Consider the following 26,308-nt stretch of genomic DNA (forward strand, 5'->3'; position numbering starts at 1 on the left):
CTCGTCTTGTATTTGGTCCTTGGGGTCGAGGCGCGGTGCGCCGCGGGGGCGCCGGCGGGCGCCCCCCGGGGGGGGCCGGGGGCGGGGGCGGGCCCCCCCCCCCCCCCCGCGTCGCGGCCCGGCACAGCGGATCCGGGTCAGCCGCAGGGGTGTCGCCGAGTCGGGGCCGAGAGTGACCACCTGGGGTACGCCCGCCCGCGGCCGGGGGTCAGCAGCCGATGTAGCGCATGCCGACACTGGTGAAGTGGGCGCCCGAGGGGGCGTGGAGGGTGATGGCGCGGGACTTGCCCTTGCCGCCGGCCCAGTCGCTGTCGACGTAGCCGCCGCTGGAGAGGGCGCCGCGCACGTAGGGACAGCGGCCGTCCGCCTTGGTGTCGTGGACCGTGCCGACGACCTTGGTGTTGTAGTTGCACCACTTGCCGTTCGCGTAGCCCTCGCCGGAGCTGATGCTCCAGTTCTGGGTGCAGGAGTCGGCGGGCGGCGCGGCGTGGGCGGCGGTGGCCGGGAGGAGCAGGGAGGCGAGGGTCAGAGCGGCGACGGCGGCTCCGTGGACGGCGAGACGGCGCTTGGACATGGCGGTACCTCCACACGGGTGCACGGTGGACATCCGGGCCGGGGCGGCGGGGGTGGCGCGGCACACCACGCGGCACACCACGCGGCGTACGGCGCGCGTGGCGGTCGGATGGCCCCGGGCGACGGCCCTGCCTCGGCGGTTCATCGAGCGTGACGTATTCGAACGACCGTCGTCAACAAGCGAGTTGAGCGTGAAGGGTGGCATGCCACCCCTGGGGCACTGGGGTGGCCCGGGTGACCCAAGGGGTACGTCCCGCACCATGGGGGTGGGCCGGACGATCGTCCGGGTGCGCGAGCTTCGGCCCCGAGTTCGGCCCGGAGGTCGGTGCGGACGTCGGCGGTCACCTCACGGACGGTCGGCCTTCTGCGCGCGGTGGGCGGCGACGCGCACGCGGGTGGCGCAGCGCGGGGTGCAGTAGCGCTGCGGGGTGCGGCGGCCGGTGTCGATGAAGAAGCGTTCGCAGCCCGGGGCGGCGCAGCGGCCCCAGGCGCAGCCGCCGCGTTCGCTGAACCACAGGCCGAGGGCGAGGGCGGCAGTGGAGAGCAGCCAGTGGGTGAGGCCGGCGTCGGCGGGGGCGCGGGTGTGCAGGGACCAGGGCCGGCCGGGGAGGCGGACCAGGCGGGGGCTGGCCGGATGGCGGTCGAGCAGGGCGTTGATCAGCTCGGCGGCCCGGTCCGGGTCGTCGGTGTCGAGGACGGCGATCACCTCGGTGGTGGCTCGGCGCAGTTCGCGGGCGTCGGCGTCGGTGAGCCGGAAGGGCGGGCCGCCGTGGCGGTCCAGGAGGGCCTGGAGGTCGGCGGCGCCCGCGTCGGGGTCCTCGCGGACGGTGTTCGCGAGTTCGGTGAGGAAGTGGAGGCCGCGGGGGTTGCCGCTGCCCTGGGGTTGAGGTTGGGGCTGGGCCATGGGGTCGCCTCGAATGGTCGGAGGGATGCCGTCCAGGCCATGGTAACTTCAAAACGACCTAGTAGGCGTTACTGAGGAGTGGGTGGTATGCGATTCCCCGAGACCACGCCCGTGCTCGTCGTCGGTGGAGGCCCCGTCGGCCTGACCCTGTCCGTCCTGCTGTCCGGCCACGGCGTGCCGCACCTGCTCGTCGAGGCCCACCCGAGCACCTCACGCCATCCCAAGGCCCGTGGGGTGTCGGCGCGTTCGATGGAGATCTTCCGGAAGTGCGGGCTGGAGGAGGAGGTCCGGGCGGCCGGGCTCCCGGCCTCCCAGGTGTTCTTCTACCGGGGCCGCGACCTCGTCGACCCGGACTTCGTCCGCACCGGCGTGGCGAGCGGCGCGGCTGAGGGACCGGAACGCACGCCGTCGCCCGGGTTGATCTGCTCGCAGGACGCCCTGGAGGCCGTCCTGCTCCGGCGTGCCCGCCAACTCGCCCCGGAAGGCGCCCTGTTCGACACTCGCCTGATCTCCCTCACCCCGCAGGACGGACACGTCCGGGCCGTGCTGGAGGACCGGGCCACCGGCGAGCGCCACACCGTGCGCGCCGACTGGCTGGTCGGCTGCGACGGCGCGTCGAGCACCGTCCGCGAGGCGTCCGGGATCGCGATGGCGGGGCCGACCGGCCTCGGCCACTTCCTCAGCATCCGCTTCGAGGCACCGCTCGGCGAGGTGGTGGCCGACCGCGCCAGCGCCTCGTACTTCCTCACCGCGCCGGGCCGTGGCGGGTTCCTGGCCGTCGACAACGACCGGCGGTGGATCTACCAGTACCCGTACAACCCCGAACACGCGGACACCGCAGCCCTGTTGGCCGACCACCAGGCGCTCGCCCGGCTGGTCCGGGAGGCCGCCGGGCTGCCCGAGCTGGCGGTCACCGTCCAGGACACCATGACCTGGCGGATGGACGCCCGCCTCGCCGAGACCTACCGCCGCGCGCGGGTGCTGCTCGCGGGCGACGCCGCCCACGTGGTGCCGCCGACCGGCGGACACGGCATGAACGTCGGCATCGGCGACGCGGACAACCTGGCCTGGAAGCTCGCGGCGGCCACGGCCGGGACGGCGGGCGAAGCGCTGCTGGACAGCTACGAGGCCGAGCGCCGACCGGTGGCCCGGCAGGTCATCGACATCTCGCTCGCCAACTCCCGTGCCCGCGACGGCTATCGGATCGACGACGAGCTGCTGCTGACCGCCGCCTACCGCTCGACGGCGGTCCTCGCCGATCCGAACGCTCCGAACGCCCCGGAACGGTCGCCCCTGGACCCGGACGGCGACCACCCCGAGGCCGCACCCGGCACCCGGCTCCCCCACCTGCGGCTCGGCGACCGGGCCGGCGCCGCCTCCACGCTGGACCTGGTCGGGCCGGGCTTCACCCTGTTCACGACCACCGGGGCGGAGGCCTGGCGGCGGCAGGCGGCCACCGCCACGGCGGCGGGGCTGCCGGTCACCGTGCGCACGGTGCCGCTGCCCGGCCTGCCCGAGGCGACCGGCGTCCCTTCGACCGGAGCCGTCCTCGTCCGGCCGGACGGCCACATCGCCTGGCGGGCACCCCAACCGGACGCGGGCGATGGACAGTTGATCGCCGCCCTGCGGCGCGTACTGTCCGCTGGGCCTGCTGCCCAGGACGCCGGTCACTACCCATCCGCCGATTCCGCTCAGCGCCTGGCGTGACGGATCCTGAGTCGACCGAAGCCGGTGGTGCCGGTGATCCGGATCACCGGACTGCCGAGGTGGGAACGGCGGGGCGGGGTGTAGCTCACGTCCTTCCAGCCGCCCGTGAGGCCGTCGATGTCGACGACGGCCTCACGGGGGACGGTGATCTTGGCGCCACCGGTGCCGAGCCCCAACTCGATGTCGATCACGGGGTGTTCGATGACCGCCTTCGACAGGTCCAGGCGCACCCGCCCGAAGGCCGACACCACCTTGAAGGCACGAGGGACCCGCCAGGGGCCGCGGCGCACCAGCCGCCCGGTGGCGGCGGCCAGGGTGGGGGCGGATTCCGGGTTCACCTCGGGCAGCGAGGCCAGGGGCGCCGCGAGGTCGGCGCGCGTCCCGGCGGTGAGCACCCGATGAAGACGCTCGTCCATCTCCTCGCGTGAGATGTGCCCTTCGGCGAACGCCTCCTGCAGGCGCTCAACGGCCTTGTCACGGTCGGCATCGCTGATCGGCGGGTTGTCCGGCAGAGCTGTCACCGTCCCACTCTAGTACCGCTGGCGGCGGAACCACTGGGCGGGGAAGCCCACTTGGGAGGACGGGAAGAGCCCGCAGGACGGCGCCTCCGCCCCTCGGCCAGTCCCGGGCGGGATGCCGCTCGGTCGGCGCCGGCTCTTCCGAGGCCGCCGTCGAAGGCGACCGGAAATCGGAGGCAGCCGGACGGTCGACACCCTAGGCTCCCCGTATGTCCGGTCCGACCTTGGTCATCGACCTCGCTGAACCCGTCTCCGCAGCCGTGCTGCGGGAGTTGCTCGCCCTGATGGTGCGGCTCTCCTGCCGGCTCGAGGAGACCTGCCCGGCCTGCTACGACGTCCACGTGCCCGCGGAGCGGCTGGGCATCGAGGACACCCGGGACGAGGACTGGCGCCGGCCGTACCCGCTGCCGCTGATCGGTGAGCGGTCGACGGACGAGCGGTCGACGGAGGAGGGGTCGACGGACGAGCGGCTCGCGGCGTTGGTGGGCTTCAATCCGGCGCGCGAGGACTGGCGCCGGCCGTTCGACGTCTACCTGTTGGGAGCAGGGGCCGGTGACGAGGACGTCTTCGAGGGCGAGCACGCCGACGAGCCCGAGATCGAGGCGATCCTCGGGTTCCGGGCCGTACAGGCCGTCAACGTCAGTGCTGCCTGCAACCGGTGGATCGACCATGTCGCGACGGCCCTGCTGACCGCCGCCGTCATGGACGTGACCGGCGGGGTCTGCAAGGCCGAACTCGCGGCCGGTCAGGCGGCGGCGGTCGCCGGTATCCCGGGGCTCCTGGGTGTCGCCGACGACGGGTGGGACACGGCCCTGGTGACGGCCGAGTTCCTGCGTGCCTGGGCCGGACGGCCGGGATTCCGGCTGGTCAAGTAGTCAGAATTCCGGCCCCGGCCGTTCGGCCCAGCCCCTCCCAGGCCCAACGCTCAGCGGCCGGTGGTGAGGACCATGCGGAAGCGGGCCCGGCCGCTGGTCATCTTGTCCACCGCGGCGGCGGCCTCCTCCAGCGGCACTTCCTCGATCCACGCCCGCACGCCGCTGAGGGCCGCGAAGCGCAGCGTGGCCTCGGTGTCGACGGCGGTGCCCGAGGAGTGGCCGTAGACCTTGCGGTCGCCGGTGATCAGCTGCAGCGGGCTGACCGTAATGCCGTCGGTCGAGACGCCCACGACGATGAGCTCGCCGCGCCGGCCGAGCCCGTCGACGGTGGCGGACACGGCGTCGGCGTTGGTGACGGTGGACAGGACCACCTTCGCACCGCCGAGGGCCCGCAGCGCCAGGGCGACGTCACCGACGGTGCTGTCGATGTAGTGCTCGGCGCCGAGTTGGTGGGCCAGCGGCTCCTTCTCCGCGCCGCGGGCGATGGCCACGGTGCGGAAGCCCATCGCTCGGGCGAACTGGACACCCAGATGGCCCAGTCCGCCCAGGCCCAGCACGGCGACGGTGTCACCGGCCCGGGCGCCGGAGCGGCGCAGGGCGTTGAAGACGGTGATCCCCGCGCAGGCCAGCGGGGCGGCCTCGGCGGCGCTCAGCTCGTCGGGGATCGCGGCCAGCGCCATGGCCCGGGCGATGACGCTGTCGGCGTAGCCGCCGGGGTAGGCCGCGCCGGGGACCTGCAGCTCGGGGCAGTGGATGCCGTCGCCCGAGCGGCAGGCCTCGCAGTGTCCGCAGCTGCCGCCGTACCAGCCGACGGCCACCCGGTCGCCGACCTTCCAGCCCTCCACCCCTTCCCCGAGCGCGTCGATGCGGCCGGCGATCTCGTGGCCGGGGGTGACCGGGAAGGTGGTGCCGGGCAGGGCGCCACTGGCGATCAGGAGGTCGGAGTGGCAGACACCGCAGGCCTCGACGGCGATCCGCACCGCCCCTGGCCCCGGCTCGCGGACCGGCACCTCGGACAGCTCGGGCACCGCGCCCGGAGCGGCGACCCGCACGGCACGCTGCGGGCCGTCGGAACCGAAGGAGGAGGACGAGGAGGACGAGGACGGCGAGGAAGGGGACGAGGAGTGCGAGGAGGCAGCCATGAGTGGAGACCCTTCTGTACGGGGTAAGGCGGGGCGCCACGCGCACCCGCCGGTTCCACCAGCTTCGTACGTCCACCACCGTTTGTCCGCGCACCGCCGGTCGGGACCGTGGACGCGTCGAGCCCGCCGCTCGCGGGCCGCCCCCACCCGTCAGTCGACGTCCGGGGCACTGCTGACATGGAAGAGCGCGGCGCGCAGGTCGTGCACCGCCTGCTCCATGTCCACCAGGGAGTGGAGGGACAGCACGATGTCGTCGGGGACGCCCATCAGCCGGGCCGCCCGGAGGACCTGGGCCCGCTCCTCCTCCGCGTAGACGCCGTCCGCGCCGGCCATCTTGATGGCGTGGTACACGAGGTGCGGGGCGGCCTGCCAGGTCTCCACGTCGGTACGGATGGCCGGCAGCAGGTCGTCGAGGTCGGCCGAGCGGAAGTCGAACTCCCGGTAGAGCTCGATGACGTCCTCCGGTGCGCCCATGCGCCGCTGGTGGTCGATCAGCCAGTCGAGTTCCGGCTCGCTGACCTCGCCGTCGGCGCCGGCGATCACCATCAGGGCCTTGCCGTAGTTGAGGAAGGCCTCCCGGGTGGCGGCCGACAGGCCGTACAGCTCCCGGCACAGGTCGCTCATCGGCAGCAGTTCCGTACGGTCCACGTCTCATCCTTCCGATCCGGGCCCGAGCCCGTCCAGTCCCGTCCTGTCCCGTCCTGTCCCGGACGGCACCCGACTCCTGGCATCCGATCTTCGACGTTCCCCCGACGTACGGGCGGCCCATCTCCGGCAGGTTCACTCCGTCGGGGGATCGGAACCGCGCGGGGGCCTTCGATCGGCTTCCGGCCAACTTTGGATATGACCATGCCAATGCATTCGGGTGGTTCACGTTCCCGGCTAGGGTCGCTCCAGATCCACAACTCGGCGCCGCACGACCGCCGTTCGGCGCCGAATGGACACCCTGCCGATTGGACTGGTGCGAAGTGATCAACCGACGTCACAGACTGCTGGACCGCCCGTTGACAGCGACCCTCCGAAGCCGACTCGCCTCCGCAGCAGGGGTGATCGCCCTGATGGTGGCCGTCCTCACCGGCGTCTCGGTCGGCACGGCCAGCGCCGCGCCGACGGCGGCGCCGACCACCGCTTCCGCTTCCGTTTCCGTTTCCGATGCCACCAGCCCCCAGCTCGCCGCCGCCGGCTGGATCTGCCGCGGAGCCCCCGTCACCCCGGGCTACGTCCTCACCCAGCACACGAACAACGGCTGCAACGGCGCCGGCATGTGGTACCAGCAGCCCGTGCAGAACGGCATCTGGACCTGCGCCACCTCCCCGATCCCCGCCGGCTACGTGCTCTCCGGCCACACGCCCAACGGCTGTGACGGCTACGACTCCTGGTACATGCGGCTGCCCGCGGACGGCCTGTGGACCTGCGGCACCTCGCCGATCCCGTCCGGCTACGTGCTCACCAACCACGCCGCCAACGGCATGGGCTGCGCCAACATCGACGCCTGGTACATGCAGCTCGCCCGGGACGGCATCTGGACCTGCGCGGGTTCGCCGATCTGGCCCGGATACATCAACACCAACCACCAGAACCCCGGCTGCGGCGGCCTCGGCTCCTGGTTCCTGCAGCTCGCCAGGCCCGGACTGTGGATCTGCCCGTACACCCCGATCCCGGCCGGCTACCACACCGGCACCTACAACAGCAGCTACTGCGGCGGCCTGGGCGCCTGGGTCCTCATCCGCAACTGACCCCGGCCGATCGAGTCGAACTACCCCTACTGCCGGACAACTTCGCCCGCCGAGCCGCTCCCCCGGCACGGCGGGCACTTTCGAGTGAAAGCCACCCCACCGGCATCCCGAAGGCGAGAATGGGGTCCGCATCCGCCGACGATGACCCCGATCCCGAGGAAGGCCCGTGATGGCACAGAGCACCCCGGACTTCGCCGAACTGCTGCGGGGCGCCACCCGGTCCGCCGTGCACCTGGAGATGCGCGACAGCTACGCGGTCGGCGACGAGGTCGAACCCTTCGACCGCTTCAAGCGGACCGGCGAGGTGGACAACGACCCCGACGCGTCGTTCTGGCCCACGTGGATACCCCTGGTGGAGGACGTGATCTCCCGGGGCGTCGTCATGCGCCGCGCCCGGATCGTCTCGGAGCCCGTGACCGACTACATCAGGTACGAACACGCCGTCACCCCCGTCAACCTCGCGGCCGGCGAACAGGTCCGATGGCTCCCCCGGAGCCGGGCGTCGACCATCGCCCTCCCGGGCAACGACTTCTGGCTGATCGACCAGCGGCTGGTGCTCTTCCACTGGTTCACGGGCGACGGCGACTGGGCCGGCCACGCCTTCTCCGAGGACGAGGCCGCGGTGGCGCTCTGCTCCGCGGCGTTCGAGGCCGTGTGGGCGGCGGGCATCCCCCACGAGCAGTTCACCGTCTGACTCTGCGAGCACGCAAGTACCGGACGGCGCCGCTTTCCGCTCCTCTGGCTGCACCAGGTCAAGCCGGGCGGAACGATCCTGGCCGCCCTGCCCGGGTGGAGCCACGGCACTGGAACCACACCTTGGCCAGAGGCGCATCCCAGGCGCGAACGATGCTCACCACCGACGGCCCGCCGCGCTCGAGGCGAGCGCGACGGGCGCGACGGGCGCGACGGGCGCCGGTGGATTGCTCAGTGGCGGTGGTGGTTGTCGGGTTGGGCGGGGTCGCCGGGGTGTTCCAATCCTTCGACGAGCATGAGGCGTTGGGCGCGTTCTCGGTCGAGCCAGCGGACGAAGGCGGCGCGGCGGGCGGCGTCGCGCAGGGCGGGGGTGGGGTCGTCCTCCTCCAGCGGTGTTGTGGTGGCGAGGAGGGCGGCCTTCCAGGGGCCGACGGTGACCCATTCGCCCTCTGGCGCTGTGCGGAGGGCTTCGGTGAGGGCCAGCGGAAGGGTGTCGGGGTCGGCCTCCAGCTCGCCGTCGGGGAGCGCGAGGCGCCAGCGGGTGACTTGCGCGCGGGTGGTCATGGCGCGGTAGTGGGCGATGTCGGTGGGTGAGGGCTCGGTGCCGGCCGTCACGGACTCGTAGACAGCGCGGACGGCTGGGCTTCCCTCGAAGGCGGCCGCTGTGATGGAGCCGAGTTCGACGGCGGCTTGGTGGTCGAGGTGGGCGGGGCCGTCGGAGACGACGGGCAGCTTGCGTTCGGCGGCCACCGCCTCGCAGAGGGCCTCGGTCAGGAGCACCTGGGCGACCCAGCGGGTGAGTTGGCGGTCCTCCGAACTGCCGGTCTGTGGCAGGGCGGTGGCGCGTGGGCCGCTCCGGAGGGCGGTGAGGCGGTGATAGAGGGCCGCGCGGGAAATGGGCCGTCCGTCGAGGAGGCCGAGCGTGGTCATGCTTCCACCACCAGGGCGACGGTCGGGGCGTACTGGCAGCGGCCGAACCACATGACCTTGGCGAGGGCCCAGTACGAGCCGGGGTCGGTGGATTCGGGGACGGTGACATCGAACTGGACGGTCGTGGTCGAGCCGGCCGCGACGGTGAAGCCGCGGACGGGCTCGGCGATGGTGTGCCAAGTGCCCCACGGGGAGACGAGTTGCAGCTCGCCCCGGATCTCGCCGCGGGTGCGGTTGGTGAGGGTCACGGCGAGGAAGTTCCGGCCCCCGGGGACGACCCGCAGGGTTTCACGCGACACCGCGACGTCCAGGCCGGTGTCTCGGCCGGTGGTGGCCTTGGTGCCCTGGGCGATCGTCCAGTCCTCGGGGGTGTCTCCGGGGACGGGCAGGACGCCGGGCAGGTCGCCGACGGCGATGGTCACGACGTCCTCGATCTGCTGGCCGTCGTGCTCGATCCGGACGGCCGCGAAGTACAGCCCCGGTTCGGCCCCGGCGGGCGGGGTGAGGGTGACCGGGAAGCGCAGGTGCCCTCCGGGTTCGAGCCGGTACGGGCGGCTGCCGAGGCCGGTCGTCCAGCCTTCGGGGGGCAGCACCACGGCCGTCCCCTCCACCTCCGCGTCCCGCAGCTGGGAGGAGAGGGCGACCGACATCGTCACCGAATCCCCCGCCGTCCGCAGCAGTCCGGGCGAGGCGCCGACGGACACCGGTAGGTAACCGAGCGGTGCCGGGCCCCGGTTGTGGAGCCAGTAGCGGGCGTGGACGGGTTGGGCGGCCTCCGCCACCGGGCCGAGGTCCGCTTCACCCGCCGGAGCGGTGACGGCCGGGGTCGCGAGCAGGGTGGCGATCTGCGAACCGGCGAGGTCGAGGGCGGGGCCGTCGATGGGTAGCGGCCGTTCCAGCAGGTCGGCGGCCCGGACGTCGCCCAGCCCGAGGGCGCCGCCGAGTCGCACCGACCGTCCGAGGCCGGTCGACTCGACCAGGCGGACGGCGAGTTCGGGACCGGCCTCGGCCACCGAGCCCTGCGCGATCGGGTTACCCGAAGGCTTGAGCGCCCCCAGCAGCACCTCCCGCTGCGGCTCGACCCGCAGCCAGGACAGGGTGGCCGGCAGCGGCCCCTCCTGTGCCGGGACGATCCGGGCGTACAGGGGGTGGTTGAACTCCTGGCCCTGGGCGGGCAGCGTCTGGTCCCGCCAGTCGCCGTTCCCACCCACCAGTGCGTAGCTGAACTCATGTGTCCAGTGCTGGAGTTGGAAGGACGCACCGTCGGGCAGGGTGCGCCGGGGTGGGTCGATCCAGACGCCGGAGGGCCAGCCGGTGCAGGAGCGCATCAGCGACAGGTGCAGCGCTCCGGTGGTGTCGACCGCGAAGCCGGGCAGGCCGAAGCTCAGCAACGCCACGGTGTGGTCCGCGAGTTGCTCCGAGACGGGAACCGTCGACGGGCAGACGGCGGTGATCCGGGCGTCGGCCAGGTCCTCCACCAGCGCCGCAACGTCGGAGACGACGAGTGCCGGCAGCGCCCGCAGGTCGCGCAGGTCGGCGTCCGGGCGCCAGACCTCGGTGAGCGGCCTGAGGGCCGGCACCCACACCGCGCCGTGCGCTTTCAGGGCGGCGGCGCACTCCTCCCCCACCAGCGAAAGCAACTCCCGTGCCACCGGGTTGACTTCCGGCGGGCCGACCACGATCCGGAAGTCCGGCAGGTTGGAGTCCACGTCCAGCCACCCGTACCGCGCCCAGTCCGCCGCCGAGGTGGTGGCGGTGACCCCGACCCGGGCGAGGGCGACCACCAGCGGACGGGCGTCGGCCGCGTCGTCCAGGGTGGGGACGACGACCTCCGCCACGCCGAGGGCGCGCGAGCCGGCCGCCGCTCCCGCCGGGTCGATCAGGTCGACGCGCGCGGTGGCGCCGAGCGCGAACCAGGTGTTGGCCGGGTTGTCCAGCGTCCACGGCGCCTCCGCCGAGTCCACGTCCGGCATCGCGAAGCCGCGCCCGACGACGGCGCCGGCGACCTCGCTGACGGGCAGCCCGCCGGGGACGTCCACCGGGAACCGCAGTCGCAGCAGCCGGTCGGCGCCGGAGTGGTCGACCACCCGGGTGCGGCAGTCGACCCGGTCGAGGCCGCGCCAGAGCGTGACGGTCTGCTCGTACCGCACGGAGTCGACCGTGCCCTCGATCACCAGGCGCTCGCCGAGCGGCCCGGTCTCCCGGCGCACCGACGCCGGGGCGTCCCCTGAGCCGACCACCGGTCCGCTGGGCACCAGGTGCCAGGGGCCCTCGCCGAAGTCGGGGTGCTGCGGGTACTCCTCGTACACTCGCAGCTCGTTGCCGATCCGGCCGTCCTGGATCAACTCCCGCTGGTGCAGGAGGTCATGGACCGACGTGAGGCCGCCGCCGCGCGCCGGGTCGGCGGTGGCGCGGTACCGGTCGTTCCCGATGGTCACGCCTGCGGCGGCCGTCCACGGCTGCTCCGCGACGCCCTCCACCAGCCGCCAGGTGCGCCAGCCGAGTGCGGGCACGTCGGTGGCCAGGAAGCGCAGCGTCCCCCGGTCGACGGCGCTGGGCACCGCCTCGCCCCGGTCGTCCAGCACCCGCACCGACCGTACGCCGTCGGGCAGTTCGACCGTCACGAGGTCGGTCCGGTCGAAGGAGAGCGTGTTGGTCACCACCACGGCGGAGCCGACGCCCAGGGCGGAGCCGACGCCCACCTCGGAACCGTCGCCCCCAGCGGAGCCGAAGCCCACCGTGGAGATCCGCGCCGTGAGCGCGTCCAGTGCCGCGTCCCGGACGCCGGACGCCAGGTCGTACGCCTCCCGCCAGCCGCCGAGCAGGTCCAGGTACACCTGGTCGGACTCGGAGCCGGTGATCGCGTCGTGGTGTGCCCCGTAGGCGAGTTGGCGCCAGACCTTGTCCAGCGCGGCGGCCGGGTAGCGGCCGAGGCCGTGGACGGACGCGAGCGCGGCGAGCTTCTCCGCGTCCACGGCCGCGACCTCGCCGGCGCGTTGGGCCTGCTTGGTGTCGATGTACGAGACGTCCTTGCCGGTGTACACCGGGTTCATGTCGCGGGTCTGCGGGCTGGGTCGCCGTCCGGTGGCGTCGAGTTCGGCGCGGACGGCGTCGAGGAAGTCGCGCGGGATGGCGCAGACGAAGCGGGGCCAGAGGTACTTGGCGGCCCAGGAGCGGTGGATCTCGGTGACCCACTTGTTCGGTGGGGTGTAGTCCGTGCCGACCGGCAGCAGCAGGTTCTTCGTCGCCCCGACCGGCTTGAGCTTGCGGTACAGCTCGTAGACGGCCTGTTCGGCGGTGGCCAGGTCGGGCGAGGAGTCCATCCACCAGCCGGCCGAATAGTGGTGCGGCATGTAGTGGGTGAGCACGCCCTCGCCGCCGGGGGCGATCCACTCGAACTCGCTCGGGAACTGCATCACCCGGGCGTCGTCCTTGGCCGCGCGGAAGTTCTTCTGGATCGGGCCCCACTGGTGGAACGGGCCGCGCGCCCAGGCGCTGCCGGTGAGGCCGGCCGCGGCGAGGTGGCCGGGGAACTGCGGGTCGTGGCCGAACACGTCGAGCTGCCAGGCGGTTCGCGGGTCGCCGCCGAGGATGTCGCGCTGGTAGCCGATGCCGAGGACGATGTTGCGGATGGTGGTCTCGGCGCCGGTGAGGTTGGTGTTCGGCTCGTTGTAGGTGCCGCCGACGAGTTCGACCTGGCCGCGTTCCAGCAGCTGCCGCAGTGTCTCGCGGCGTTCCGGGTGCTGGTCGAAGTACGGCTTCAGGTAGTCGACTTCGGCGAGGACGAACTTGTACACCGGGTCCCGCAGGGCGAGGTCCAGGTGGGCGTCGACGAGGGCGAAGCCGTTGCGTTCCCACAGCGGCCGGGTGGTGGCGTCGGCGGAGAGCAGTTCCCAGGGGGAGGTGTAGGCGGCCTGGGTGTTCCACCAGACCGGGTCGTAGTGGAAGTGCGAGACCAGGAACATGGTCCAGCCGGGCTCGGCGACGTCCACCACGGCGTCGACGGACGAACCCTCGACGCTGACGGTGACGGCGAGCCGGTCGCCGGGCGAGGCCCCGCCGATCTCCAGCGGGACGTCGACCAGCCCCGTGCCGGTCGCCTCGCCGCGGACGCCCTGGCCGCTGACGGCGATCCGGGCGGCCGGGCCCTCCAGCCTCACCCGCAGCACTTGGCGCGGGGCGTCCTCGGGCCCGACGAACAGGTCGGTGCTCTCGACGGCGGTGATGGTGACCGGCACGGGGTGCCTCCTCTTCGGACTCTTCGGACTCTTCGGAACAGGGCTACGCGCCCCAGGCCTCGAACTCGTAGATGCGGGCGGCCGGGTCGCTGGTCTGGGTGGGCGTGGTGACCACCAGCCGGACGTAGCGGGCGGTGGTGTTCACCGGGTGACTCGTCGTGCCGGCCGTGTTGCCGGTGACGTCGGCGACGGTCGTCCAGGGGTCGCTCGTGCCCGACCGGACCTGGATGGTGAAGTCACGGGTGTTGTACGAGGCGCTCTCGCCGCCCGCCGCCGCGTGCTTGACCACGAACGTCGACAGCTTCCTCGCCGAACCGAGGTCCACCTCCAGCCACTTGGCGGAGGTCAGGGTGCACCACTTGTCGCCGGTCCCGCCGCCGACGCTGCCGTTGACGGCCTTGGCCGGGCCCTCGTTGGCGTTGCACTGGCCGGAGGCGGTGGCCGGGCGGTTCAGCGCCAGGTTGGTGGCGGTCGGCGGGGTGCCGTTCCAGCTCACCGTGGTGGAGGTGGCGGCCGAGCGTCCGTAGGTGGTGGAGACCGCCTCGACGTCCAGCGTGGTGGCGTTCTCGCCGCCGGCCCGGTCCAGCCGCCCGACGAAGTACGCGTCGTTGGGTGTGGCGCCGAGGAAGGTGCGGCTGCCGTCCGCGTTGCGCCGGTAGACCTCGTAGTGGTGCACGTTGCCGCCGGGCGCCGCCGTCCAGGACAGCCGCAGGGACTGGCTGGCGCCGGGCGTCACGTCGCTCGCGCCGAGGACGGTGAGGCCGGACGGTGCCGCCGGTTTCTCCACCGAGCCGTCGTAGAGGGCGATTTGGCCGACCCTGAGGTCGTACGCCGGGTCGCTGCCCTCGACTCGCAGGGCGATCTGGGCGACGGTGCGGCCCGCGTAAGGGGAGAGGTCGAGGGTGTGCCGCTCCCAGCCGGTACCGGAGTTGGCGCCGACGTCGATCGTGGTGAAGGTGCCCGGCGCGTCGGTGAAGGAGAGGGCGGCCTTGAGCTTGGTGGGCCCGGCGGCCGGAGTCTTGACCACCAGGTCGAGCCTGGTGTCCGCGGCGACCGGCAGCCTGGTCTGGTACAGCCGCACGGTGTTGGCGGCGTCGAGCTTTCCGCTCAACCGCAGTGCGGATCCGCCCTGGTAGGCGTCGGTGAAGTCGACGGACGGGGTGAGTCCGGCGCCGCTCGACTCGACCACCCAGCGGTAGGTGGGCGGGACGTCCTGGAGCGAGAGGTTGTTCCAGCCGCCGGTGGCGACCCGGGTGCCGGCCGCGTTGTAGAAGTCGCCCTGCCCGGTGTCGAAGGTGGTGACGAAGGGCTTGGCGGTGATCGGCGAGGACTCGGCGACGTAGCCGGCCAGGCCGGGCCAGCTCGACGAGAGGTCGATCCTGGACGGGTCGTTGGCGGCGCCGACCCAGTAGCGGGCGTCCTTGGCGTAGAAGTCGGCGCGGTCGGTGGCGGACTTCCAGGTCCACTCCGGGCGGTAGAGCCCGAGCGAGGTGGTGTGCGGCTGCCCGGACGGGAAGAGGGAGGCCCAGTTCACCCCGGTGTTGTAGCCGTTGGCCTCGGTGTCGATGCCGGAGTAGAGCTCGTACTCGCTGCGGCCGAGCTGGCGGGCCAGCGCCCGGGAGGAGTTCAGGCCGCTCGACGACCAGCCGAAGTTCAGGAACATCGAGTCCGAGGTGCGCTTCGAACCGTCCTGGAGGAAGGGCGAGTTGGCCGAGGTGAGGGCGTTCTGCCAGTTGACGGAACCGGAGGTGGTCATCGCGTCGTACCACATGAACTCGGTGCCGCTCTGGGCCTTGGTGTACTGCATCAGGTTGCGCACCTCGGCCGCCAGGGCCGAATCCCCGCCGCCCGTCTCCTGGTTGATGAACCAGCCGTCGAAGCCGTAGTACTGCGCGGCCTGGACGAGCTTGTCGGCGACGGGGTACCGACTGCCGGACTTCTGGACGAAGTCGCGCACCCACTGGAGTTGGCCGCCGTACGCGCCGGGCGGGAAGAAGACCGTGCCGTACACCTTGACGCCGTTGCGGTGGGCGGCGTCGATCACGGTCGGATTGGGGGCGAGGATCAGGCCCTCGCCGGCCGAGCCTCCCCAGAACACCAGCTTGTCGACGTACTGCCAGTAGCCGAAGGCGTAGTAGTTCGGGTCGGCGGAGCCCTGGGAGGGGTTGTCGGAGGTGGGGCCGAAGGAGACCAGCGAGGCGATCCGGCCCTCGCCGGTGCGGGCGTTGGGGTTGGCGCGCAACGCCGGGTCGCTGGTGCGCGGCTGGAGCGGGACGCGGGAGCGGTTGAAGCGGGCGTCCGGGTCGGTGGCCGGGTCCCAGTTCAGGATGCTGTTGGGGTACCAGTACGAGGCGAAGGGCTGGGTGCCCGACGTGGCGGTGGCGGCGGGCGCCGCGGCCGGTGTCGGGCCGGCCCAGGCCGCGGGAGTCGCGGTCAGCGTGGCCGCCGCGAGGGCGGCGCCGAGCAGCAGGGGGAGGCGTCGTGACATGCGGGGGCTCCGATCGAGCGGAGGAGGGTGGGCGGGCCCGCCGTCGCGGACGGGGGCCCGGCTGCATGCGGGCGTGCCGGTGCTGGATCGAGTGGGGTCGGAGTCGGGGCCGAGCGGGGACCGGTTGGGAACGGGGTCGGGACCGAGTCGGAGTCGCACCGCGGCCTGACTCCCCGAGCGCGCGGAAGCGGAAGGGAGCGGACGCGGAGCGAGACAGGCAGCGGGAGCCGGACGGAGCGCGGTGGGCGCGCGGGTGGAGCGCGCCCGGGTGGAGCGCGCCCGGGTGGAGCGCGCCGAGCGGCGCCCGCTCGGCGCTGCGAGGCTAAACCGGTTCAGAACCGCTGTCAACGATGTGCGCAGCGACCACGCCCGCGGGGGAAGCCGCCGGGGAAGCCGCCGGGAATCCGGCCGGCGCGACCCCCGGCGGCGAGGTGGACTCCCGTACGGTCAGCCGGGGCGTGGGCATCTGCAGGTCCCGCCCCGGACCGGCCTCGTCGAGCTCCGCCAGCAGGCTGCGTGCGACCTGCTCGCCGAGCGCGAAGGTGTCCCGGCTGAGCGCGGTCAGCGGAGGGTGGACGATCCGGGCGAGCACCGAGTCGTCGAAGGAGACGATGGACAGCTCGCCGGGCACCGCGACGCCCATCTCCCCCGCCACACCGAGTCCGGCGACGGCCATCACGTCGCTGTCGTAGACGATCGCGGTGGGCCGCCTGGCCCGGGACAGCAGGGTCCGGGTGGCGGCCGCGCCCTCGGCGTCGCTGAAGTCGGTGGGCACCGACACCGCCTCCTCCAGTCCGAGCCGGCGCGAGGCGTCGCGCAGCGCGCGGATCCGCCGCTGGGTGTGCTGGAAGTGCGGCAGCCCGGCGAGGTGGGCGATCCGACGGTGCCCGATGGCGGCCAGGTAGTCGACGATCGAGAGCATCGCCTCCCGGTCGTCGGCCCAGATCCGCAGCTGGCTTCCGCCCTTGCCGGGCCCGCCCAGCACCACGGCGGGCAGCCCGAGTTCGTCCAGCACCGGCAGCCGCGGGTCCTTGACCTGGAGGTCGACCACGATGAAGCCGTCCACCCGGTGCTCGGACGCCCAGCGCCGGTAGACCTCCGTCTCGGCGGCGGTGTCCTCGACCACCATCAGGTGCAGTGCGACCGAGCCGGCCGAGAGCACCGCCTGGAGCCCGGACAGCAGTTGGCTGAAGAACGGCTCGACGCCGATGGTGCGGGCCGGCCGGGCGATCACCAGGCCGACGGCGTCGGCCCTGGCTCCGCCGAGGGCCCGCGCGGCGCTGTGCGGCCGCCAGTTCATCTCCTCGGCGACCCGCAGGATCCGGGCCCTGGTCGCCTCGCTGACGCCCGGGCGGCCGTTGAGCGCGAAGGACACCGCACCCTTGGAGACACCGGCCTGGCGGGCGATGTCGGCGATCGTCGGTCTGCCCACAGAACCCGACTCCTCTCTTGACAGCCAAGTTTAGGCGGGAGCATAGTCCCAGGCATCGCTAGACCGGTTTAGTTAGTCAGGTTGCGGAATCCTCCTCCCCGAGCCGGCACCCCGTGTTCCGGCACCTCCGAGATCCGGCACGTCCCCCAAGATCCGGCACCACCCCCGAGCTCAGCACGATCCCCCACCCACCCCAGGACCGGGAGACCCTCATGCGAAGAATCTGGGCGGCACTGACCACGACCGCGCTCGCCACCGCCGCCCTCACCGGCTGCGGACTCGGCTCCGGCGACACCAAGGACGGCGACACGGTGGCGAGCGCGGCCGCCACCGGCGAGGTCAAGGGCAAGGTCTCGCTCCAGACCTGGGCGCTCAAGCCGAAGTTCACCGACTACATGCAGGGCGTGATCGACGGCTTCAAGAAGAAGTACCCCGGCGTCGAGGTCGAGTGGCTCGACCAGCCCGGCGAGGGCTACTCCGACAAGGTGCTCAGCCAGGCCGCCGCCGGCACCCTGCCCGACGTGGTCAACCTCCCGCCGGACTTCGCCTTCCCGTTGGCGAAGAAGGACGTCCTGCTGGACGTCGCCAAGGCCGATCCGAAGCTCGCCGAGGAGTACGTCCCCGGCGGCGTGGACGCCTACCGGTTCAACGGCCACCCGGGCACCTACGGCTACCCGTGGTACCTCAACACCGATGTGAACTACTGGAGTTCGGAACTCCTGACGAAGTACGGCCTGGACCCGCACAAGCCGCCGGCCAACCTGGACGAGCTGATCGCCCAGGCCCGGACGATGAAGGAGAAGTCCGGCGGCCAGACCTATCTGATGAGCCGCAAGCCGGGCATCGGCGACCTGTACAACATCGGCGTGAAGATCATGTCCGACGACGGCAGGAGCTTCACCTTCAACACCCCCGAGGCCGCCGCGCTGCTCGACAAGTACCGCGACGCCTTCAAGGAGGGCCTGATGCCGAACGGGGTGCTCACCGACACCTACGCCGGCAACTCCAAGCTCTTCAGCTCCGGCACCGCGGCCTGGACCACCGGCGGCGGCAACTTCATCACCAGCCTCGCCACCGACAACCCGACCCTCGCCCCGAAGGTCGTCCCCTCCCCCGCGATGGCCACCCCGCCGCTGTACGTCCAGGGTCTGTCCATCCCGAAGAACACCAGGAACCCGGCCGCCGCGGTGGCCCTCGCCCGCTGGGTCACCAGCCCCGAGAACCAGGCCGCCTTCGCCCACCTGACCAGCGTCTTCCCGTCCACCAAGGCCTCCGCGAACGACCCGTTCTTCAGTAGGAGCGACGGCACCAACGCGGGCGACGCCAAGGTGATCGCCTTCACCTCGCTCGCCAAGGCCCAGCTGATCCAGCCGGTCGAGGTGGACGACGCGATGGGCACCGTCATCAAGCAGCAGTTCGCCCTGGCCATCAGCGGCGACACCAGCTCCAAGCAGGCGCTGGACACCGCCGTCGAACAGTGCAACAAGCTGCTCAAGGGCTGATCCCACCGGACGGCCACCCGGGCACCACCGGGCGCCACCGGACACCACCGGGCGCCACCGAAACCTCACCGCGCCCCAACCCCTACCGGGCCGCACCCCACCCCGAACCAGGCACGCCCCAACCCCCGAACCGGCGACAAGCGGCGGGTCTCCCCCACACCCGCCGCTCCCCACCCCGACACTCCCCGGCGGGCACCCGCACCACCCCCAGCCCCAGGAAGGCGACGGCATGACCCACCGGCGTTGGTTCACCCCCTGGCTGCTCGCCGGGCCCGCGATGGTCTGGCTGGCCGTCTTCAACCTCTGGCCGGCCGTCAACACGGTGATCCTCTCCTTCACCGACGCCAAGCCCATCGGCGGCGGGCAGTTCACCGGCCTGGAGAACTACGGCCGGCTGCTGGACGACGAGCAGCTCGCCGACGCCCTGCTGAACAGCATCGTGTTCATGCTGGTCTGCCTGCCCCTGCTGACCGTCCTGCCGCTGCTGCTCGCCCTGCTCGTGCAGCGCAGGATCCCCGGCATCACCTTCTTCCGCACCGCCTTCTACACCCCGGTGATCGCCTCCGCCGTCGTGGTCGCCCTGATCTGGGGCTGGGTGCTGGACGACCGCGGCCTGGTCAACGGCCTGCTGCGGCAGACCGGGCTCGCCGACTCCCCGGTCCCGTTCCTGACCGACCGCTGGCTGCTGCTGTTCAGCGCGATCGCCCTGACCGTCTGGAAGGGCCTCGGCTACTACATGGTCATCTACCTCTCCGCCCTCGCCAACGTCCCGCGCGAGCTGCACGAGGCGGCGGCCGTGGACGGCGCGGGCCCGCTGCACCGGTTCTGGCACGTCACCCTGCCCGGGGTGCGCCCGACCATGGTCCTGGTCTCCGCGCTGATCTCGGTGAGCTCGCTGCGCGTGTTCTCCGAGCTGTACGTGCTCTCCAACGGCCAGGGCGGGCCCGGCGGGCGGGACATGTCGGTGGTGATGCTGATCCAGATGTACAGCCGCGGCTTCAACGGCCACCTGGGCTACGCCTCGGCGCTCAGCCTGCTGCTGTTCGTCGTCACCCTCGGCCCGATGCTGTTCCTGATGCGGCTGAACCGGAAGGCGGCCTGACCCGTGACCACCGTCCACACGTCGAACGAGACCCCCGCGAAGCCCTCGGGGAACGCCGGGAACGCCGGGAACTCCAAGCCCGCCCGGGGCTTCAACACCCCCTCCACCGCCGTGACCGCCGCCCGCTACCTGCTCCTGGCCCTGGTCCTGCTGCTGGTCATCGGCCCCTTCCTGTGGCAGCTGTCCACCTCCCTCAAGGGCCCCGCCGAGGACGTCTACACCCGTACCCCGAGCTTCCTGCCCGACCAGCCCACCCTGGGCAACTACGGCAAGGTCGCCGAGGTCATCCCGGTGTGGACCTACGCGCTCAACTCGGTGATCGTCGCCGCGGTCTGCATCGCCGGCAACGTGGTCGGCTGCACGCTGGCCGGCTACGCGCTCGCCCGGCTGCGCTTCCGCGGCGCCAAGCTCGTCCTCGGCCTCTTCCTCGCCACCCTGATCCTGCCCGGCGAGGTCACCATCGTCTCCCAGTACGTGCTGGTGCGCAGCCTCGGCCTGGCCGACAGCCTGCTCGGCGTCGCCCTGCCCGGCTCGATCGCGATGCTCAACGTGCTGCTGATGCGCACCGCGTTCGCCGCCGTCCCGGCCGAGCTGGACCAGGCCGCGCTGGTGGACGGCGCCGACGTCTGGCAGCGGCTGTGGCACATCGGCCTGCCGAACGTGCGCGGCATGCTCAGCGTGATCGTGATCTTCACCTTCATCGGCGCCTGGGACGACTTCCTGTGGCCGCTGATCGTGCTCAACGACCCGCAGAAGTACACCCTCACCGTCGGTCTCCAGTACCTCAACGGCACCTTCTCCGCCAACCCGCGGCTGATCGCGGCCGGCACCATGATCGCCTTCCTGCCGATCGTCGTGGTGTTCGGCGTCTGCCAGCGCTTCTTCTTCAAGGGCGTCGAGGAGGGGGCCGTCAAGGGATAGCCCGTCCGGGGACAGTCCACCGTCCGTACGCCCCACACTCGTTGAGGAAGCCATCCGATGACCACCGCTCCCCGCTTCGGTGTCAACTACACCCCCAGCGCCGGCTGGTTCCACCACTGGCTCGACTTCGACCTCGACGCCGTGCGCGCCGACCTCGACTCCATCGCCGCCCTCGGCCTGGACCACGTCCGGGTGTTCCCGCTCTGGCCGGTCTTCCAGCCCAACCGCACGCTGATCCGCCCGCGCGCCGTCGAGCAGCTCACGGCCCTGGTGGACGCGGCCGGCGAGCGCGGGCTGGACGTCGCGGTGGACGGCCTGCAGGGCCACCTGTCCAGCTTCGACTTCCTCCCCTCCTGGACCCGGACCTGGCACCGGCGCAACCTCTTCACCGACCCGGAGGTGCTCGACGGCCAGGCCGCCTACCTGCGCGCCCTGGCCGGGGCGCTGCGCGAGCGGCCCAACTTCCTCGGGATGACGCTCGGCAACGAGATCAACCAGTTCTCCGGCGCCCCGCACCCCGACCCGGACCGGACCACCCCCGCCGAGGCGGAGGCCTGGCTGCGCCGGATGCTCGACGCCTGCGAGCGGGGCGCCCCCGGCCGGCTGCACCTGCACGCCTCCTACGACGCGGCCTGGTACCTGGACGGGCACCCCTTCACGCCCTGGCACTCGGCCCGGATCGGCGCCGCGACCGCCGTGCACTCCTGGGTGTTCAACGGCACCGCCCAGCGCTACGGCGCCCACTCGACCGCCACCACGCAGCACGCCGCGTACCTGGTCGAGCTGTCCAAGGCCTGGGCGGACGACCCGGCCCGCCCGGTCTGGCTGCAGGAGGTCGGCGCGCCCGCCCCGCACATCACGGCCGAGGACGCGGCGCACTTCACCGGTGCCACCGTGGCGGCCGCGCTGGACTGCCCTGACCTGTGGGGCGTCACCTGGTGGTGCTCGCACGACGTGGACCGCTCGCTCGCCGACTTCCCCGAACTGGAGTACAGCCTCGGCCTGTTGACCACCGACCGGACGGTCAAGCCGGCCGGCGCCCGGCTCGCCGAGGCCGCCGCCGAGGCCCGCCGGTCCTGGCAGGCACCGAAGCCGCGCAGCACCGCCGTGGTGGTCGCCACCGGCGACGAGGTCACCTCGCCCCGCCGCTCGGTCTGCGGCCCCGGCGGCCCGGTGTACGAGGCGTTCATGCGCCTCGCCGAGGACGGCGCCCGCCCGACTGCGGTGCTCGCCGAACGCGCCGAGGACCACGCCCACCTCGCCGCGCGTGGCATCACCGAGGTGGTGCATCCCGCCGACGTACGTTCGCTCTAGCCCGTTCCCCCTTCAGTCACGCGCCGCCGGCCACCCCGTCCCCTGCCACGCACCCTCAGCCACCCGACCCCAGCCACCCCGTCCCCTGCCACGCAACCCCAGCCACGCAACGGAGCCCGCTGACATGCACGATGACCGCACCCTGGTCGAGTCCCGCCTCAAGCGCGTCCTGGACGAGCGCATCCGTCCGGCCGTGTACCCCGAGTCCGTCCCGTTGGAGGTCGGCATCTGGACGGCACCCGGCGAGCCCGTCCCGGTCGCCGAGGGCCTCGCCGCCCCGCGCACCCCGATCGCGGTGGGCGACGCCTGGGGCGCGCCCTGGGGCACCAGCTGGATCACCGTGACCGGCACCGTCCCCGAGGCCTGGGCCGGACGCACCGTCGAGGCGCTGATCGACCTCGGCTTCGACGCCAACATGCCCGGCTTCCAGTGCGAGGGCCTGGTCTACCGCCCCGACGGCTCCCCGGTGAAGGGCCTCAACCCGCAGAACCAGTGGGTGCGGATCGCCGCGCCGGCGGCCGGCGGCGAACAGGTGCTGCTGCACGTCGAGGCCGCCTCCAACCCGGTCATCCTGGACTACCACCCCTTCCTGCCCACCGAGTTGGGCGACCGGGAGACGGCCGGCGACCGGCCGCAGTACAAGCTGGCCCGGATGGACCTCGCCGTCTTCGACGAGACGGTCTGGCAGCTGGTGATGGACCTGGAGGTGCTCGGCGAGCTGATGGCCGAACTGCCGGTGGAGGGCCCCCGCCGCTGGGAGATCCTGCGCGCGGTCGAGCGCTGCCTCGACGCGATCGACCTCCAGGACGTCAACTCCACCGCTGCCGCCGCCCGTTCGCGGCTCGAAGGGGTACTGGCCGCGCCCGCCGTGCCGTCCGCGCACCGGATCAGCGCGATCGGCCATGCCCACATCGACTCGGCCTGGCTCTGGCCGCTGCGCGAGACCGTCCGCAAGGTGGCCCGCACCACCGCCAACATGACCGCGCTGCTGGAGGACGAGCCGGAGTTCCGCTACACCATGTCCCAGGCGCAGCAGTTCGCCTGGATCAAGGAGCACCGCCCCGAGGTGTACGCCCGGGTCCGGAAGGCGGTGGCCGAGGGCCGGTTCGTCCCGGCCGGCGGCATGTGGGTCGAGTCCGACACCAACATGCCGAGCTCGGAGGCGATGGCCCGGCAGTTCGTGCACGGCAAGCGGTTCTTCCTGGACGAGTTCGGGGTGGAGAACCACGAGGCCTGGTTGCCGGACACCTTCGGCTTCACCGGCGGCCTGCCGCAGATCATCCGCAACGCGGGCTCCAAGTGGCTGCTGACCCAGAAGATCTCGTGGAGCCAGGTGAACCGGTTCCCGCACCACACCTTCCTCTGGGAGGGCATCGACGGCACCCGGATCTTCACCCACTTCCCGCCGGTGGACACCTACAACTGCTCGATGAAGGGCAGCGAGATCGCCCACGCGGCGAGGAACTTCAAGGACAAGGGCGTCGCCCGGCACTCGCTCGCCCCGACCGGCTGGGGCGACGGCGGCGGCGGCACCACGCGCGAGATGGTCGCCAAGGCGGCCCGGATGAAGGACCTGGAGGGCTCGGCCACCGTCCGCTGGGAGAACCCCGCCGAGTTCTTCGCCAAGGCCGAGGCCGAGTACCCGAACCCGCCGGTCTGGGTCGGCGAGCTCTACCTGGAGCTGCACCGCGCCACCCTGACCAGCCAGGCGAGGACAAAGCAGGGCAACCGGCGCAGCGAGAACCTGCTGCGCGAGGCCGAACTCTGGTGCGCCACCGCCGCGTTGCGCACCGGAGCGGCGTACCCGTACGAGCAGCTGGACCGGATCTGGAAGACCGTCCTGCTGCACCAGTTCCACGACATCCTGCCGGGCTCGTCCATCGCCTGGGTGCACCGCGAGGCCGAGGCGACGTACGCGGCGCTGGCCGGGGAGCTGGAGGGCCTGATCGGCGCGGCCCAGCGGGCGCTGGCCGGGGCGGCCGCCGGCGGGCGCGAGCTGGTGTTCAACGCGGCGCCGCACACCCGCTCGGCGGTGCCGGCCGGCGGGGCCGCCGCCGTCGCCGTGCCGGGCGGCACCTGCGAGGCGGTCGAGCGCTCCGGGGGCGGCTTCACGCTGCGCAACGGCCTGCTGGAGGTTGTCGTGGACGCGGACGGCCTGATCGCCTCGGTGGTCGAGCTCGCGACCGGCCGGGAGACCGTCGCCCCCGGCAGCCGGGCCAACCTGCTCCAGCTGCACCCCGACTTCCCCAACATGTGGGACGCCTGGGACGTGGACCAGTTCTACCGCAACACCGTCACCGACCTGACCGGCACCGACTCGCTCACCGCCTCCTCGTCCCCCGCCGGGGCCTCGGTGCGGATCGCCCGTTCCTTCGGCTCCTCCACCGTCGTCCAGACCCTCACCCTGCGGGCCGGCGAGCAGCGGCTGGACATCGACACCGAGGTCGACTGGCACGAGACCGAGAAGTTCCTCAAGGCCGCGTTCCCGCTGGACGTCCACACCGAGCGCTACGCCGCCGAGACCCAGTTCGGCCACCTCCACCGGCCCACCCACACCAACACCAGCTGGGACGCCGCCAAGTTCGAGGCCTGCAACCACCGCTTCGTCCACTTCGAGGAGCCCGGCTGGGGCGTCGCCCTGGTCACCGCCTCCACCTACGGCCACGACGTCACCCGCACGGTGCGCGCCGAGGACGGCGGGACCACCACCACGGTCCGCTTCTCGCTGCTGCGCGCCCCGCGCTTCCCCGACCCGAAGACCGACCAGGGCCTGCACCGCTTCCGGCACGCCCTGGTGCCGGGCGCGGCGATCGGCGACGCCGTCCGCGAGGGCTACCGGATCGGCCTGCCCGAGCGGACGGTCACCGGCAGTGCGGAGCGGGTCGCGCCGCTGGTGGAACTGGACAACGACGCCCTGGTGGTGAGCGCCGTCAAGCTCGCCGACGACCGCAGCGGGGACCTGGTCGTCCGGGTCTACGAGGCGGGCGGCGGCCGCGCCCGGGGCCGGCTGACCACCTCCTTCCCGCTGGCCGACGCCGTGCCCTGCGACCTGCTGGAACGGCCCTGGGACGGCACCCGAGGCGAGGTCGCGTTCGAGGACGGCGCGGTGCGGCTCGCGCTGCGCCCGTTCGAGCTGGTGACCCTGCGCCTGCGGGCGACTGCCTAACCCTTACGCTGTTCGGCGCCCTTACGATGTTCGGCCCTCTTACGCTGTTCGGCGCCTCGGCCCCGTGGCCGGGGCGCCGCCCCCGACCGATCTGGAGCCCGCCGTGCCCGTCACCCCGCTGTTCGCCGCCCTCGACATCGGCGGCACCAAGATCGCCGGGGCGCTGGTCGACGCCGACGGGCGGCTGCGGCACCGGCTCCAGCTGCCCACCCCGGCCACCGAGCCGGGCGCGGCCGTGCTCGCCGTGGTGCACCAGGTGCTGGAACGGCTCGCCGGGACGGCCGACTGGGCCGCCGTGACGGCCGTCGGGATCGGCAGCGCCGGCCCGGTCGACCTCGCCGGCGGCACCGTCAGCCCGGTCAACATCCCCGGCTGGCGCGGCTTCCCGCTGGTCGAGGCGGTCGCCGCGCACCCGGCGGTGGCGGCGCACCCGGCGGCGGCCGCCCGCGCCCTGCCCGTCCGGCTCGCCGGGGACGGCGTGGCGATGGCCGCCGCCGAGCACTGGCGGGGCGCGGCCCGGGGCGCCGACAACGCGCTCTGCCTGGTGGTGTCCACCGGCGTCGGCGCCGGACTGGTGCTCGACGGAGCCGTGCGCCCCGGCCCCAGCGGCAACGCCGGCCACCTCGGCCACATCACCGTCGACCTGGACGGCGAGCCATGCCCGTGCGGCTCCCGCGGCTGCCTGGAGGGCCTCGCCAGCGGCGCCGCGATCGCCCGCCGGGCCCTCGCCGAGGGCTGGCGGCCCGCGGACGGCGACCGGACGGCCCGCGCCGTCGCCGTCTCCGCCGCCGCGGGTGACCGCATCGCGCTGGCCTCCTTCGACCGCGCCGCCCAGGCGCTGGCCGCCGGGATCGCCGCCACGGCCGCCCTGGTGGACCTCTCCCGGGTCGTCGTCGGCGGCGGGGTGTCCGCCGCCGGGGACGTGCTGTTCGCCCCGCTCGCCCGACACCTGGACCGCTACGCCGCCCTCTCGTACATCCGCGGCCTGGACGTGCGCCGCGCCGAACTCGGCACCGACGCCGGGCTGATCGGCGCCGCCGCGCTCTGCCGCTGAGCCCGCCCGGAGC

At 72.8% G+C, this 26,308-nt stretch carries 19 protein-coding genes; 10 read left to right on the forward strand and 9 right to left on the reverse strand.

Translation table 11 applies throughout. The annotated features are described in order from the left end of the window. Positions 1–208: 208 nt before the first annotated feature. Both ACGF0D_RS29890 and ACGF0D_RS29895 read right to left on the reverse strand, forming a co-directional pair. Positions 209–574 (reverse strand): hypothetical protein, encoded by a 366-nt coding sequence (locus ACGF0D_RS29890; protein ID WP_392879704.1) that lies wholly within the window; start codon positions 572–574, stop codon positions 209–211. Between the two features lie 345 nt (positions 575–919). Beyond that, positions 920–1,477: a CGNR zinc finger domain-containing protein gene (locus tag ACGF0D_RS29895; RefSeq protein ID WP_392921453.1), complete on the reverse strand. Its 558-nt coding sequence runs from the start codon at positions 1,475–1,477 to the stop codon at positions 920–922. 87 nt (positions 1,478–1,564) lie between these two features. On the opposite strand from ACGF0D_RS29895, the gene ACGF0D_RS29900 reads away from it, so the two are divergent. After that, positions 1,565–3,184: an FAD-dependent monooxygenase gene (locus ACGF0D_RS29900; protein WP_392921456.1), complete on the forward strand. Its 1,620-nt coding sequence runs from the start codon at positions 1,565–1,567 to the stop codon at positions 3,182–3,184. Here the strand turns inward: ACGF0D_RS29900 and ACGF0D_RS29905 are convergent. Then, the gene (locus ACGF0D_RS29905) at positions 3,169–3,705 is read right to left on the reverse strand and encodes a DUF1707 domain-containing protein (protein WP_392921459.1); all 537 of its coding nucleotides are present in this window, start codon (positions 3,703–3,705) and stop codon (positions 3,169–3,171) included. The two genes, ACGF0D_RS29900 and ACGF0D_RS29905, sit on opposite strands and share 16 nt — an antisense overlap. Positions 3,706–3,911: 206 nt before the next feature. Between ACGF0D_RS29905 and ACGF0D_RS29910 the strand changes: the two genes are divergently transcribed. Next, positions 3,912–4,577 (forward strand): DUF6368 family protein, encoded by a 666-nt coding sequence (locus ACGF0D_RS29910; protein ID WP_392921462.1) that lies wholly within the window; start codon positions 3,912–3,914, stop codon positions 4,575–4,577. Positions 4,578–4,627: 50 nt separating this feature from the next. On the opposite strand, the gene ACGF0D_RS29915 is transcribed toward ACGF0D_RS29910, so the two are convergent. After that, positions 4,628–5,719 carry an alcohol dehydrogenase catalytic domain-containing protein gene (locus ACGF0D_RS29915; protein WP_392921464.1) on the reverse strand — a complete coding sequence of 364 codons (1,092 nt, stop codon included), beginning with the start codon at positions 5,717–5,719 and terminating at the stop codon, positions 4,628–4,630. Positions 5,720–5,869: 150 nt separating this feature from the next. Beyond that, positions 5,870–6,367, reverse strand: coding sequence for a hypothetical protein (locus ACGF0D_RS29920; protein WP_392879717.1), 498 nt, complete (start codon positions 6,365–6,367; stop codon positions 5,870–5,872). A gap of 356 nt (positions 6,368–6,723) precedes the next feature. Between ACGF0D_RS29920 and ACGF0D_RS29925 the strand changes: the two genes are divergently transcribed. Both ACGF0D_RS29925 and ACGF0D_RS29930 read left to right on the forward strand, forming a co-directional pair. Further along, the gene (locus tag ACGF0D_RS29925) at positions 6,724–7,455 is read left to right on the forward strand and encodes a hypothetical protein (protein WP_392921467.1); all 732 of its coding nucleotides are present in this window, start codon (positions 6,724–6,726) and stop codon (positions 7,453–7,455) included. Between the two features lie 169 nt (positions 7,456–7,624). Continuing rightward, positions 7,625–8,149 (forward strand): DUF6879 family protein, encoded by a 525-nt coding sequence (locus ACGF0D_RS29930; protein ID WP_392921469.1) that lies wholly within the window; start codon positions 7,625–7,627, stop codon positions 8,147–8,149. Positions 8,150–8,379: 230 nt separating this feature from the next. On the opposite strand, the gene ACGF0D_RS29935 is transcribed toward ACGF0D_RS29930, so the two are convergent. The 4 genes from ACGF0D_RS29935 to ACGF0D_RS29950 all read right to left on the reverse strand — a co-directional run bounded on the left by ACGF0D_RS29935 (position 8,380) and on the right by ACGF0D_RS29950 (position 17,236). Next, positions 8,380–9,078, reverse strand: a complete 699-nt coding sequence (locus ACGF0D_RS29935; protein ID WP_392921472.1) for a hypothetical protein — start codon at positions 9,076–9,078, stop codon at positions 8,380–8,382. Continuing rightward, positions 9,075–13,316 (reverse strand): NEW3 domain-containing protein, encoded by a 4,242-nt coding sequence (locus tag ACGF0D_RS29940; protein ID WP_392921474.1) that lies wholly within the window; start codon positions 13,314–13,316, stop codon positions 9,075–9,077. The genes ACGF0D_RS29935 and ACGF0D_RS29940 overlap by 4 nt, the downstream gene beginning before the upstream one ends. Before the next feature lie 43 nt (positions 13,317–13,359). Beyond that, a complete protein-coding gene (locus tag ACGF0D_RS29945) occupies positions 13,360–15,804 on the reverse strand; it encodes a discoidin domain-containing protein (RefSeq protein ID WP_392921477.1) in 2,445 nt (814 codons plus the stop codon). Positions 15,805–16,126: 322 nt separating this feature from the next. Further along, a complete protein-coding gene (locus tag ACGF0D_RS29950) occupies positions 16,127–17,236 on the reverse strand; it encodes a LacI family DNA-binding transcriptional regulator (RefSeq protein ID WP_392921480.1) in 1,110 nt (369 codons plus the stop codon). A gap of 212 nt (positions 17,237–17,448) precedes the next feature. Between ACGF0D_RS29950 and ACGF0D_RS29955 the strand changes: the two genes are divergently transcribed. The 6 genes from ACGF0D_RS29955 (at position 17,449) to ACGF0D_RS29980 (ending at position 26,295) form a co-directional block, all read left to right on the forward strand. Then, the gene (locus ACGF0D_RS29955; RefSeq protein WP_392921483.1) at positions 17,449–18,738 is read left to right on the forward strand and encodes an ABC transporter substrate-binding protein; all 1,290 of its coding nucleotides are present in this window, start codon (positions 17,449–17,451) and stop codon (positions 18,736–18,738) included. Positions 18,739–18,967: 229 nt separating this feature from the next. Further along, a complete protein-coding gene (locus tag ACGF0D_RS29960) occupies positions 18,968–19,840 on the forward strand; it encodes a carbohydrate ABC transporter permease (protein WP_392879736.1) in 873 nt (290 codons plus the stop codon). Between the two features lie 3 nt (positions 19,841–19,843). Next, positions 19,844–20,761: a carbohydrate ABC transporter permease gene (locus ACGF0D_RS29965; RefSeq protein ID WP_392921486.1), complete on the forward strand. Its 918-nt coding sequence runs from the start codon at positions 19,844–19,846 to the stop codon at positions 20,759–20,761. A 57-nt stretch (positions 20,762–20,818) separates the two neighbouring features. Continuing rightward, complete coding sequence (locus ACGF0D_RS29970; protein WP_392921488.1) at positions 20,819–22,075, forward strand: glycosyl hydrolase; 1,257 nt, start codon at positions 20,819–20,821, stop codon at positions 22,073–22,075. Positions 22,076–22,199: 124 nt separating this feature from the next. Next, positions 22,200–25,241 (forward strand): alpha-mannosidase, encoded by a 3,042-nt coding sequence (locus ACGF0D_RS29975; RefSeq protein WP_392921490.1) that lies wholly within the window; start codon positions 22,200–22,202, stop codon positions 25,239–25,241. Between the two features lie 103 nt (positions 25,242–25,344). After that, positions 25,345–26,295 carry an ROK family protein gene (locus ACGF0D_RS29980; RefSeq protein WP_392921493.1) on the forward strand — a complete coding sequence of 317 codons (951 nt, stop codon included), beginning with the start codon at positions 25,345–25,347 and terminating at the stop codon, positions 26,293–26,295. Positions 26,296–26,308: the final 13 nt, after the last annotated feature.

It is taken from the genome of Kitasatospora sp. NPDC048298 (assembly GCF_043201465.1).
Taxonomy (GTDB): Bacteria; Actinomycetota; Actinomycetes; order Streptomycetales; family Streptomycetaceae; genus Kitasatospora.

Coding starts and splice junctions, on each gene's coding strand:
- ACGF0D_RS29890 (WP_392879704.1), bottom strand. CDS start 574: ATGTCCAAGCGCCGTCTCGCCGTCCACGGAGCCGCCGTCGCCGCTCTG.
- ACGF0D_RS29895 (WP_392921453.1), bottom strand. CDS start 1,477: ATGGCCCAGCCCCAACCTCAACCCCAGGGCAGCGGCAACCCCCGCGGC.
- ACGF0D_RS29900 (WP_392921456.1), top strand. CDS start 1,565: ATGCGATTCCCCGAGACCACGCCCGTGCTCGTCGTCGGTGGAGGCCCC.
- ACGF0D_RS29910 (WP_392921462.1), top strand. CDS start 3,912: ATGTCCGGTCCGACCTTGGTCATCGACCTCGCTGAACCCGTCTCCGCA.
- ACGF0D_RS29915 (WP_392921464.1), bottom strand. CDS start 5,719: ATGGCTGCCTCCTCGCACTCCTCGTCCCCTTCCTCGCCGTCCTCGTCC.
- ACGF0D_RS29930 (WP_392921469.1), top strand. CDS start 7,625: ATGGCACAGAGCACCCCGGACTTCGCCGAACTGCTGCGGGGCGCCACC.
- ACGF0D_RS29935 (WP_392921472.1), bottom strand. CDS start 9,078: ATGACCACGCTCGGCCTCCTCGACGGACGGCCCATTTCCCGCGCGGCC.
- ACGF0D_RS29945 (WP_392921477.1), bottom strand. CDS start 15,804: ATGTCACGACGCCTCCCCCTGCTGCTCGGCGCCGCCCTCGCGGCGGCC.
- ACGF0D_RS29955 (WP_392921483.1), top strand. CDS start 17,449: ATGCGAAGAATCTGGGCGGCACTGACCACGACCGCGCTCGCCACCGCC.
- ACGF0D_RS29960 (WP_392879736.1), top strand. CDS start 18,968: ATGACCCACCGGCGTTGGTTCACCCCCTGGCTGCTCGCCGGGCCCGCG.
- ACGF0D_RS29970 (WP_392921488.1), top strand. CDS start 20,819: ATGACCACCGCTCCCCGCTTCGGTGTCAACTACACCCCCAGCGCCGGC.
- ACGF0D_RS29975 (WP_392921490.1), top strand. CDS start 22,200: ATGCACGATGACCGCACCCTGGTCGAGTCCCGCCTCAAGCGCGTCCTG.